Raw genomic sequence first — 11943 nt, forward strand, 5'->3', positions numbered from 1 at the left:
GATCAGTGCGGTGCCCGGCGCACCGGTAACAGGGTCCGCACGGGCGCGGTGGTCAGGAAGTCGATGATCTGGCCGTAGACCTGCTCCGGCTTCTCGAAAACCAGCAGGTGCGAGGTGCCGGGAACGACCGACAGCTCCGAGTCGGGGATGCCGCGATACAGGGATACGGTGTGCTCCAGCGTGATCAGATCGTCGTCGCCGGACAGCACCAGGGTGCGTGCCCGCACGCCGCTCAGATCCTGTTCCGTGAGCGTGGGCTGGGTGTGCACCATGGTGTTGTACTTCTCCACGAAGGCCGGGAAGTTCTCGACCGGATCCGGCGACACCTCGGCGTGGTACTTGGCGATCCAGGAATCGGGATCACCACCGAAATCGTCCATCATCCCCGGCACCAACCCGTCGTAGTGGTAGTTGCCGCTGATCGACACCACCCGCCGCACCAGCTCGGGCCGCCGCAGCGCGACCAGCAGGGCCACATTCGCGCCATCGCTGTACCCCACCAGATCCGCCGGCGCGCCGACCACCTGCTCCAGAAACGCGATCGTGTCCGCCGCCATTACGTCGTACGACAGCGGCCCCGGCACATCCGGCGTCCTACCATGCCCGCGCCGATCGACGGTGAACGTCCGGAACTGCTTGGCGAACAACGGAACCCCCGCCCCGAACGTCCGCGAGTCGCTCATCCCCCCGTGCAGCAACACCAGCGGCTCCCCGTCCCCCTGCTCCTCGAACCACGTCCTGACCGCACCGAGCCGCACATACGCCATGACATTCATACTGCCGAAGTGGTCCGACAGCTCGCGTCGTGGTCGCCGACACTGTGCGCGGGCAACCCTTTCGCGCGGCGGCAGTGCTACGGTCCGGGCTGGACGGCAATTTATCAGTTAACGTGGCTGGATCGCCTGCTGCGTCGCTGACGAGCGGAAGGGATTGTGATGAAACGACTCCTGGCCACGACGGCGACTCTGGCGAGCATCGCCGCCTGCGCGGGTATCGCCCTGGCGCCCGCCGCGTCCGCGGTGCCGCCCAAGAACTGGCACCCGTGCTCGGACGACTTCCGCGATGCCACCGACCCGCAGGCCTGGGACGGCGGCCGGCACCAGCCGATCGTCAGCCCCTGGGGCAATACCGGCGTCTTCTGCGCCTGGGACTGGATCGACGGCGTCGGTCGCGTCGGCTGGATCGACGCGTTCCAGGCCGACCCCTCCGGCCGCCCGCACGCGATGATCCAGGTCCCGATGAGCGGCGACACGACCCTGTGGATCACCAACCCTCTCTGACCCTCTCGGCCATCGACCGTACGGAGATCTCGTGAAGAAATTCGGCCTCCTCGCCGCCCTGGCCGCGGTCCTCCTGACCGGCGCCGCCTGTTCCAGCAACGGCGACTCCACCTCCACGACCACCACCGTCACCACGCCCGCGGCATCGTCGACCACCGCCGCTCCCGCGGCCTCGACCTCTCCCGCCCCGCAGCCCGGCCCCAGCACCCAACCCGCTCCCTCGCCGACCCAGCGAATGATGCCCAACCCCAACGGTGACGGCACCATGGTCCCCTGCGAGGGCACCATCTGCACCAACCCCAACCACGGCGCAGGCACCGACCCCAACGAAAACGGCACCGCCCCCGCCGCCCCGGTCGAAGGCGCCGCCTGCGGCGACGACGGCCACGGCACCTGGGTCCACCTGGAAGGCGACAACGCCGCCCACTACGGCACCGAATGGCTCTGCCGCTACTGAAGTCAGGTTGAAAGGGCTGTGCCGCAGTGGTTTTCAATCGGCTGTCCAGTGTGAAGATGTGGATATCGGATCGGTTCGGGTCTGTTGCTCGGGGTGGGATGGCGATAGAATTCGAACATGCATTCGAGCGGGGGGATCGAAGGGCGGGCGGCAGGCTCGCTGCATTCGGCGGTTGCCGATCTGCTCGACCTGCCGCTGACACCGCTGTCTGACGACGATGTCATCGCTGCGATGCAGGATGTGGAACGTTGTGCGCGGATGCTCGTTTCGGTGCAGCATCGGTTGCTGATCGAGGCCAGTGAGCGTTCCCTGCCTGCCCGGTTCGGATCGAAGTCACTGAAGAAGTTCCTGATGGAGACGCTGCGGCTGGCGAGCGCGGACGCCGGCGCGCGGGTGCACCAAGCGTTGTGGGTGGGGACCTTTCACGATATGGCGGGCGAGCCGACCGAGCCGCAGTTGCCGCACACCGCCGAAGCGCTCGCCGCGGGGGAGATCTCGGCTGATCACGCGCGAGGCGTGGCGGCGGTGATGGTTCGAGTCCCGCGCGGGGTCACCGATGAAGACCGGCAAGCCGCGGAACAGATTCTGGCCGAACTCTCCCGCTCCGGCAGTCCCGACGATATCGGCAAGGTCGGCGATCGCATTCTCGCTCAATTGGATCCGGACGGACGGCTGACGACCGACCACGATCGCGCGAGGATGCGGGGCGTCACGGTGGGACGCCAGCGGGCCGACGGAATGTCGCCGATTCGCGGCGAGATCGATCCGGTGCTGCGTGCCCTGCTGGATCCGCTGCTCGCCAAATACGCGCGGCCCGGCATGTGCAATCCGGAGGATCCCGATGGTCCGTCGGTCGACGTGGACACGGATGCCCGAGCCTTGGCGGATGCCGCCGCGCGAGACCGCCGTTCACCCGCCCAGCGCAATCACGATGCGCTCACATCGCTGCTGCGGTCGGGGGTGATCGCGGACGAGCTGGGTTCGCATCGCGGAGTCCCGGTGGCGACGGTCCTGACGATGAGTGTCGAAGATGTTGAGCATCTTTCCGGCGTAGCGACGACCGCGACCGGTGGATCCGTCCCTATTGGCGACGCATTGCGGCTCGCCGAACGATCGCTGCCGTTCCTGGCCGTACTCGACCACGCCGGATTGCCGCTACATCTGGGGAGAACCAAGCGCCTCGCATCACGTGCCCAGCGCATGGCATTGATCGCAGCCCTGCGCGGCTGCTCTCGTCCGGGCTGCGATGCCCCGGCGAGCCTGTGTGCCGTGCATCATGTACAGGACTACGGCAAGGGCGGACAAACCGATATCGGCAACCTCACCCTGGCGTGCGATGCCTGTCATGCCTTGGTCCACGACGGCCCCGGCGGCTGGAAGACCGTTGTCGTAGGAGAGGACTCGCCCTATGCCGGCCGAACAGCATGGATCGCCCCGCCCCACATCGACCCGGACCAGAAGCCGCAGGTCAACCACCGCCACCACGCCGGCGAACTATTCGTCGAAGCACTCACCCGAGTCCAGGTGCGCAACGACGGCGACCGCCAACAGAACCGCCAGCGGCAACGCAAGCGGCCGGACCGAAAATCCACAGCGGCCTAACCCGGCGGACGCCTCCAATGTCCGCCGGGGTATCCGCACGAGCTGCTCAAGACGCTGTCCTCGGTACCAGCCGTAGCTGGTGCCTCGCACCAGTTTCCGGTACCTCCGGAGGGTGCTGCATTCCTGCGGCCCACGATTGTCGGAGCCGTTTCACGAAGGCGGCGACATCTGCGGTGCGGGTGACCACCCCCGGTCGAGTTGCACCTCGTCTGATTTCGGTGCCGTCAGCCGCGGTTACGCCGCGGACGTGGACTGTCCGGCCGATCTTGTACCAGTATGCGGTCCAGTCGGCGGCGGTGCTCTTGCCCGCATATTCGCTGGTACGGGGGAGAGTAGGTGGCATCGGCTCAGCATCCCCTCGGCCTTGGCGGGTCTACTTCGCTGCGGTACGAGTCGGGGATTAGGCGTTTCGCCTCGATGAGGCGATCTCGCGCTTGCGATTTGACGGGCATGCCGAGATCGGGCATTCGATATGCGATTGCATGATGAGATGTGCGTAATCGATGGTCATGACAGGCAATTCGCGTGGTCGATGATAGGAAGGCCGAACAGGGGCACTCCTGGATAAGCGCGGCGGTTGTTTCCCGGTATCCTGGAGTATTGCGAAAATCGCTTCGCGGCTCGGGTCCGAGCGATTCGGTGCGTTCCGGGTGCCGGGGGTGATTCAAGTTCTACGGCATTGCGATACGGGCTGGCGGTTCCAATCCGGTTCTATGGCTCTTGCATTCCCGAATTTCCAAATCGGTTACTTCCAAAGTCAGGTCACGTCGATAGCGAGGCTAACGGATGGCAGGATCAACCCTGGCAGATAGGGCGCTCGGACGGTTGTGACTCAGCACAGGCGGCGGGCTGGACTGACCAGATACGCGGCGGCGCGGGACTTGTGGATCAATGGGCGCTCGCCTGGACTGAGGACCCGACCTGGACCCCGGAAGAGGTGGAGCGCCGTGTGCAGATAGCGACGAACCGTCAACAGCGGCTACAGGATCCGAACTTCGAGGTGATCATGATGCTCTCGGAGGCGGTGCTGCGAAACCATGTCGGCAGCTCCGCCGTTATGCGGGACCAGCTCGCGAGGTTCGTCGAGATCTCCGCGCTTCCGAATGTGACCGTGCATGTGGTCCCGTTTCGAGCTGCCAATCCCGTTGGGCCACTGATCGGTTCATTCACATTGCTGGAATTTCCGGCTCTTCCGGCCACCAAGTTTCAGGAACCTCCGGTGGTCTATGTGGAAGGCCACGTGGGTGCCCTATACCTCGAACAGGAGGCCGACGTCCGGCGATATCGCACTGCGGTTGACCGGATCAGCCGTGTAGCGTCGGATTCAGCGCAGTCCAAGCGCCTGATCTCCGATGTTGCACGCGAGCACGAAGGATGAGCGTGGCCCTATCCGCGGCGGCATGGTTCAAGTCGAGCCGAAGCAGGGACACCTCAGCGTGTGTCGAGATTGCTCACCTCCCCGGCGGCAAGGTCGGCGTGCGTGACTCCAAGAACCCCACCGGCCCGGCCCTGATCTTCGCCCCCGCCGAGTGGGATGCCTTCACCGCCACCGTGATCGACGACAGCTTCGGCCGAGCCTGAGTCGGCTCGCTCCACCACCCGATCCAAAGACAAGGGCCCTGCCGGGATAACTCCCGGCAGGGCCCTTGTCGCTCTTCAGCTCAGAACACCCGCAGCTGTCCCGGCGACCAGAACCCGGAGCGGGTCGTGGTCCCCGTGGTCACCTGCGCCGGGGCCGCCTTGTAGTACTGGTCGTAGCGCTCCAGCGAACCCCAGTCCCGGGCCCAGTTGTTCTTCATATAGGTCGGGATGGTCACCGATTTGGCGAGCATCTGCGAGAAGCCCAGGGGCCCACCGAATTCCTCGGCCTGCCAGGTGTCGGTGGAGCTGACCGCGAGCGGGCGGTCGGGCAGGATGCGGTAGTTCGGCACCTCGGCCACGCCGTTGAGGTGGTCGAACGGGCGCTGGCACGGGAACTGCAGGCCGACGGCCCAGTCGAGCAGCACCGGCTGTTCGGTGCCGATGACGTCGTTGAGCGTCTGCAGCTTGGGGACGCGCGGTGCGGTGAACGCCAGCCACTGGTCGCCGATCAGGATCGGGTCGTTCGCGACGATGCGGACGGTATCCGCCTCGGGCGAGATCTGATCCAGCGGCACCCGCAGGTTGCGCCACGACGGGAACGGGCCGATATCGCGGGGCAGGTACGAGCCCAGCTTGGTGACCGAGCCGTCGGGCTGCTTCTTGCCGTAGTCCACGGTCAGCGACTGGCCGTACTTGACGGCGCCGGTGTCGTCGACCGAGAGGATGCGTCCGGCCGCCGAAATCACCACCAGCGGCGTCTCATCCGACCGCGGCGGCAGCTGGTACCAGCTCGAGGTCAGGTGCGCGGGCTGCTGCACGCCGTCCTGGTAGCTGCCCATCACCGGCGTGGTCGCCGGGTCCAGGCCGAACGGCAGCGCCACGGTACTGCCGTTGACACCGGCCTGCTGCGTGGTGCCGCCGCCGGTGCCCGCGTTCTGGCCCTCGGCGAAGGCCGCCCCGACCGACTGGGTGGAGGTGTTGCCGGTGCCCGGCTTCACCTCGACGGAGTCGGCCTTCAGATCGGTCGGAACTCCGTTGGCGGAGAAGCCGACCGGGTCGCCGCCGCCCAGCGGGTCACCGTCCTTCGGCGGGTGGGCCGGATCGGTGATCGGCGCCAGATTGCCGCTGTTGACGTTCTGCTCGACGAGGATGTCGTTGGCGAGGCCACACGTATCGCCCGCCACCGCACCGAAATTGGAGCGCGCCAGCGAGTACGCCGGGTACTGCCACACCGCGCCCTTCACCAGCGAGAACACCTCGAACATCACCATCAGCGCCGCGACCACGGTCAGCGGGATGGCCGCGAACTTGCGAATTCGCCTGCCGCGCGCGGTCCTCGGGCTCGCCGGTGGTTTGGCGTAGCCCTCGCGCAGCGACTGCCAGGCCACCAGCGCCAGCGCCAAGCCGAACAGCACCAGCATGATCGTGTTGGACTGAATGCCCTTCAGCGACACGGTCTTGTCGAACCACGGCACGCCGAAGCTCGACACGTACCAGTAGCCGTTGATGCCCGAGAACGACAGCGCCAGCGCGAACAGCAGGGCGGCCAGGAAGATCGACCGGTTCTTGCGGGAGCGCAGTGCCGTCGCCGACACCGCCACGGCGGTCACCGCGGCCAGCGATCCGGCGATGCCCGCGTAGGCGCCGAAGTGGTGGGTCCACTTCGTCGGGTTGAACATCATGAAGAAGATGGTTCCGAAGACCACGCCCATCAGCCGCCACGTCGGGCCGCTGGCGATGCCCGGCACCCGCCGGCGGCGCAGCAGCACCATCATCGTGGTGAACAGGCACAGCAGCATCACCAGGAAGGCGAACCGGCGCGCCAGCGAGCCGTCCACGGTCTCGACGAACAGGTAGTAATAGCGCAGGTAGTCCTCGTACCAGGCCAGGTTCGGCCCGGCGAGCTGCCGCACCCGGTTGGCCTCCTGGATCGCGGCGAAGGTCTGGTCGCTGTAGACGACGGTCAGCACGAGGAATCCGGCGGCCGCGATCGGTGACAGCAGGATCAGCGTCGACAGCCAGCGTTTCGACGCCCACCCGGATTCCGCTCCCGCGGCGAGTTCGCGTCGTCGCCGCACCACGACCGCCACCAGCGGCCTGATCCCGGCGAGCAGAGCCGCCACACACATCAGGCCCGTAGGCGCGGCCGCGAGTGTGAACGCGGCGACCAGGACCGCGACCGCGGCCGGCAGCAGCCGAGACGTGGCGATGGCCCGTTCGATCGACACCCACGTCAGCAGCGCGCCCAGGGCCACGATCGGCTCGGACCGCAGGCCGTTGTCGTAGGGCATCCAGAAGGCGAGGAAGACCAGGCCGCCGGTCCACAGCGCGACCTTCGAGGTGCGCACGCCGCGGCCCAGTCGCGGGACCACCTCGCGGCTGATCACCATCCAGCACAGGATTCCGCAGAGCAGCGCCGGGATGCGGACCCACGCGCTCGCCGTGGAGACCTCCGCGAACGCCTGGATCACGTAGTAGTACCAGCCGAACGGCGCTTCGGGGACGCCATACCAGCGGAAGTAGTTGGCCAGATAACCGGCGTGCGGTGCGACGCGCACCATGCTGAGGATGTAGCCGTCGTCGGAGGTGTTGGCGCCGACGAAATGCCACACCAGCAGCGTGCCGACGATCGCGCCGTCGGCCCAGGTCGGCTTCAGCCAGTGCGCGGGGAAGATGCGCCGATGGCCGCGGCGGTCGCCGGTGTCGAGGCGGCCCAGCGCGGCGAGCGCGATCAGCGTGCACAGCACCGCCGCGATCATCGCCACCAGTTTGATGACGGTGGGCGCGGTGGAGAACCGCGAGTCCACGTTCATGTGGAACGACAGCCCCCCGGGCGCGGCGCCCTTCAGATCGGTGAACACGCCGACGACCTGCGGCCGCAGATCACCGCCGAGGGTGCCGTCGATCGGGACGACGGCCTTCTCGGTGGCGCCCGGCGCACCGCCCTCGACCGGTCGCTCGACCTCCCTGGTCGCCCCCTTGAACTCCGCGACGGTGCGGCCGTTGTCGGAGGAGATATCGATCGTGGTGCAGCCGGCCAGCTCGGACCGCTCCGCGGACGCCACGACCGCGTTGCGGTCGACCACGTCGACCGAGGTGCTCGACACCCGGACGAACATCGCCTCCAGCGAGGCCCGATCGCCCTGCGGCGGCGCGGTCGCCAGCAGCATGCCGCCCTGTGCCGGCAACTGGTCGACCAGCGAGCACGGAATGCTCGCGGTCAGATCCACCGGGACCTGCGACATCAGCGGTGACTGGACGCTGCCGAGCGTCCCGCCCTGCGGCCAGTTCACCGCCGCGGTGGTCTGCGTGACCGGCAGGAACGGGGTGGCGAGCGCGAACAGCGCGCCCAGCAACCCGGCTATCAGCGCGACCAGGCGCGCGGTCCGGAAATCGCGTGGTGTCGCCGTCGATGGAGCGGGCGACGGTTTCGTCAAGACAGCAGTTGCGGCGTCGGGCACGGTTGGTGATGTTATCTGCCCGCGCTGAGAGTGACCGTGTTCACGGGTGCCCTCGGGGTACGCGTCCAGTTCACCCAGCTCCGCGGCTGTGCGCACGCACGCCGGGACCAGCCAAGACGCGGTGCCCGAACCGCACACGTCCGGCCCACCTCAGTCGTGCGCCCCGGCCCGCGATGTTTCGGTCGAGCCGTGCTTGTACCGCTAGTGCGCCCGGATCGGGACGTCCTTCGCCCACCCGGATCGGTTCTCGACGGTGACGCCGAGATTCGCGGGCGTGGCGGACGGCACGAGGGGCGTGAGCCGCTCCAGGGAACCCCAGTCGCGGCTCCAGTCGTGGTTCAGATAGGCGGGGACGGCCTCGGCCTCGGTCAGCAGACCGGTCCAGCCGAGCGGGCCGCCGCCGATATCGTCCTGCCACGCGTTGGAGGCGTCGGAGCCCACGCGGTCGGGCAGGATGCGCCACCGCGGCACCTCGGCGACCCCGTCCCGGTGGTCGAACGGCCGCTGGCACGGGAAGGCGAGGCCGACGTGCCAGTCCTCCAGCACCGGATCCTGGCGTCCGACAACGGTATCCAGGGTCGACAGCTTCGGCAGCCGCGGCGGGGTGACCGCCAGCCACTGCCGCGGCGTGAGGTCATTGGCGACCGCCTTGATGCGAACCGCATTGGTGCCGTCCGGAATCCGGTCCAGCGGCACGCGCATATTGCGCCACGACGGCGCGCCGCCGACGTCCTGCGGCTGGAACGAACCCAGCGCCTGCTCGGATCCGTCCTCCGCGCGGTGGGCGAATTCCACGCTCAGATCCTGGCCGTAGGTGACCACGCCGTCCTTGTTGACCGACTTGATCCGCCCGGCCGCGCTCACCACCAGCACCTGATAGGCCGGATCGTTGCGGGCCGCGGCCAGATCCAGCCCGTACCACTGGGAGGTCAGGTGGGCCTGCTGCTTGTCCCCGGAGGTGTAGCTGCCCAGCACCGGGGTGCGGGCGGGGTCCAGGCCGAAGGGCAGCTTCACGGAGCTGCCGTTGATGCCCACCTGTTCCGTGCTGCCGCCGCCGGTGCCGGACTGGGTGGTGTTGGTGGTCTTGTTCTCCGACTTGGTGTCCACCGAGTTGGCCCCGCCGGAGACGGTCTCCTCGGCGTCGGCGGTCAGGTCCTTGGCGACGCCGTTGGGGGTGAATCCGACGTTCTGGGCGGCCAATCCGTCCGCGGGCGAGCCGGTGACAGGTTGCAGCAGGGAATCCGCGGTATTCGTCTCCACCAGCACGTCGTCGGCCAGCGAGCAGGAATGTCCGCTCAGGGCACGCAGATTCGCCTTCGTGATCGAATACGCCGGGTACTGGGTGACGGCGGCCTTGCCCAGCGAAGCCACCTCGAACAGCACCATGGCCGCGGCGGCGATGGTCAGCGGCTGGACCGCGAACCGGTCGAACCGCTTGCGGGCGCCCGCCTTCCGATACGGCTCGCGGTAGTACTGGTAGGCGGCCAGCAGCAGGCACAGCACCGCCAGGCCGAGGAATCCAGTCGAGAAACCCTTACCGGCGAGCAGCGGCGCCTTGTCCCACCACGGGATTCCGTAGCTGGACACGTACCACCAGCCGTTGGATCCGGTGAAGGTGATGGCGAGCAGGAAGAAGATCGCCGCCGCGAATATCGAGCGGTTGTAGGAGGCCTTGATCCCGTTGCTGCCCACGGCGACTGCGGTCAGCGCGGCGAGTGACCCGGCCAGACCGGCGTACACGCCGAAGTGGTGGGTCCATTTGGTCGGCGTGAACATCATCAGCAGCAGCGACATGAACACGATGCCGAGGATCCGCGCCGACGGCCCGCGCGAGGTGCCCGGAATCCGCCCGCTCTTGCGCAGCATCACCAGCACGCACACACCCAGGCACACCAGCATGCCGAGAATGCCGAAGCGCCGCGACAGCGACCCGTCCGGCGACAGCATCAGCAGCGAATCCCACCGGGTGCGCTCGTCGAACCACGCGACATTGGGCCCGATGATCTTGCGAACCCGCGTGGCCTCCATAACCGACGCCAGCGACTGATCGGCGAAAACCACCACCAGCACCAGGGTTCCGGCGGCGATGCCGGGCGCGAGCAGCGCGCCGTAGCGGAGGATGAGATCCCGGCCAAGAACACGCCGGGAAATTGGGGCGGGGGCACGCCGGGAAGACCGGTCCTGGGTGGGTTCACCCTCCCTTTTTCCGGCATGCTCTTGGCCGGAATCCATCTCGCCCCGAGCCCGTTTGATGATGAGCTGCAATATCGGCCGCGACCCGGCGATCAGCGCGGCGATACAGATGAGCCCCGTCGGCCCGGCCGCCAGCGAGAACGCCGCGATGAGCACGCCGACCGCGGCCGGCAGCAACCGCCCGGTCGCGATGGCCCGCTCGATGGAGCACCAGGTGAGCAGCGCGCCCAGCGCGATCAGCGGCTCGGGCCGCAGGCCGTTGTCGTAGGGCAGCCACGCGACGAGGAACACCAGCCCCGCCGTCCAGCGCGCCACCGCATTGCGCCGCACCCGCGCGCCCAGCCGCGGCAGCACCTCGCGGCTGATCACCAGCCAGCACACGATTCCGGCCAGCAGCGAGGGCAGCCGCATCCACCAGCTGGCGTCGCTGACCCGGGTCATCCACGCCAGCACCTCGTACGGCCAACCGAAGGGCGCCTCCGCGACGCCGAACCAGCGGTAGTAGTTGGCCATATAGCCCGAATGCCGCGACGCCCGGGCCATGTTCAGGATGTAGCCGTCGTCGGAGGTATTCGCGCCGATGACGTGCCACAGCACCAGCGTCCCCAGCACCACCACATCGGCGACGCCGAACCGCCACCAGTGCGCGGGCAGGAACCGGCGCGGGCGGCGGCCGTCGGCGGTGTCGATCAGATGCAGGCAGATCAGCGCGATGACGGTGAGGACGATCGCGGCGATGATCGCGGCCAGCTTCAGCGCGCTGGGGCTGGAGGAGAAGCGCGAGTCGATATTCGCGTGCAGCCGCGCGTCACCCAGCTGCGCGCGGTCCAGATCACTGAAGACGCCGACGATCTGCGGGCGGATATCCCCGCCCACCGAATTCTTGAACGCCGTCCCGTCCGCGCGCGTGACTCCGGTGAATTCGGCGGTGGTCGCTCCGGCGGTCGATTCGAGCGTCAGGGCGGTGCAGCCGCCGATCTCGGCCAGCGGCGCGGACAGGACCGGGATATCGCGCTGGATCACCGACAGCGTCCGGCCACCCGGATCGTCGGTCACCTTGGCCAGCAAGCCCTTCGCGCTGGCGCCCGGTGCGGTGGCGGGCACCGTGGACACCACGGTCCCGCTCGGCAGATCGCGGAACGCCGCGCACGGAATCGACAGATTCATGTCCAGCGGCACGTACGACACCAGCGGCGCCTCGACGTTCACCGACTGCGGCTGCGGCCAGTCGAGCGTCGTGCGGTCCTCCCGCACCGGGAGCAACGGGGCGAGCACCGCGAAGAGGGCGGCGAGCACACCCGATACGAGGGCGATCAGGCGAACCGGGGAAAACGCTGGGGAGTCTGCGCGCACGATGCACGATGCTAGC

At 67.9% G+C, this 11943-nt stretch carries 8 protein-coding genes; 5 read left to right on the forward strand and 3 right to left on the reverse strand.

Annotated elements, in window-relative coordinates; translation table 11 throughout:
• Positions 1–2 precede the first annotated feature (2 nt).
• Positions 3–767, reverse strand: coding sequence for an alpha/beta fold hydrolase (locus ON41_RS01940; protein ID WP_085995592.1), 765 nt, complete (start codon positions 765–767; stop codon positions 3–5).
• Positions 768–935: 168 nt separating this feature from the next.
• Between ON41_RS01940 and ON41_RS01945 the strand changes: the two genes are divergently transcribed.
• From ON41_RS01945 to ON41_RS01965, 5 genes are all read left to right on the forward strand, one after another.
• Positions 936–1280, forward strand: a complete 345-nt coding sequence (locus ON41_RS01945) for a hypothetical protein (RefSeq protein ID WP_040744404.1) — start codon at positions 936–938, stop codon at positions 1278–1280.
• A 31-nt stretch (positions 1281–1311) separates the two neighbouring features.
• A complete protein-coding gene (locus tag ON41_RS01950; protein ID WP_040744405.1) occupies positions 1312–1737 on the forward strand; it encodes a hypothetical protein in 426 nt (141 codons plus the stop codon).
• Between the two features lie 117 nt (positions 1738–1854).
• On the forward strand, positions 1855–3339 hold the full coding sequence (locus ON41_RS01955) for an HNH endonuclease signature motif containing protein (protein WP_083905059.1): 1485 nt from the start codon (positions 1855–1857) through the stop codon (positions 3337–3339).
• Positions 3340–4222: 883 nt separating this feature from the next.
• Complete coding sequence (locus ON41_RS01960) at positions 4223–4717, forward strand: DUF5753 domain-containing protein (RefSeq protein ID WP_051160857.1); 495 nt, start codon at positions 4223–4225, stop codon at positions 4715–4717.
• A complete protein-coding gene (locus ON41_RS01965) occupies positions 4714–4920 on the forward strand; it encodes a DUF397 domain-containing protein (RefSeq protein WP_040744407.1) in 207 nt (68 codons plus the stop codon). The genes ON41_RS01960 and ON41_RS01965 overlap by 4 nt, the downstream gene beginning before the upstream one ends.
• An 80-nt stretch (positions 4921–5000) precedes the next feature.
• Here the strand turns inward: ON41_RS01965 and ON41_RS01970 are convergent, their stop codons facing one another.
• Positions 5001–8381 carry an arabinosyltransferase domain-containing protein gene (locus ON41_RS01970; protein ID WP_040744410.1) on the reverse strand — a complete coding sequence of 1127 codons (3381 nt, stop codon included), beginning with the start codon at positions 8379–8381 and terminating at the stop codon, positions 5001–5003.
• A gap of 201 nt (positions 8382–8582) precedes the next feature.
• Positions 8583–11927 (reverse strand): arabinosyltransferase domain-containing protein, encoded by a 3345-nt coding sequence (locus ON41_RS01975; RefSeq protein ID WP_040744412.1) that lies wholly within the window; start codon positions 11925–11927, stop codon positions 8583–8585.
• Between the last annotated feature and the right edge of the window lie 16 nt (positions 11928–11943).

This window comes from Nocardia transvalensis NBRC 15921, assembly GCF_000308875.1.
Lineage (GTDB): Bacteria > Actinomycetota > Actinomycetes > Mycobacteriales > Mycobacteriaceae > Nocardia > Nocardia transvalensis.

Bases quoted from the DNA above. Each gene is read 5' to 3' on its own strand.
- ON41_RS01940 (WP_085995592.1), bottom strand. From the start codon at position 767: ATGGCGTATGTGCGGCTCGGTGCGGTCAGGACGTGGTTCGAGGAGCAG.
- ON41_RS01945 (WP_040744404.1), top strand. From the start codon at position 936: ATGAAACGACTCCTGGCCACGACGGCGACTCTGGCGAGCATCGCCGCC.
- ON41_RS01955 (WP_083905059.1), top strand. From the start codon at position 1,855: ATGCATTCGAGCGGGGGGATCGAAGGGCGGGCGGCAGGCTCGCTGCAT.
- ON41_RS01965 (WP_040744407.1), top strand. From the start codon at position 4,714: ATGAGCGTGGCCCTATCCGCGGCGGCATGGTTCAAGTCGAGCCGAAGC.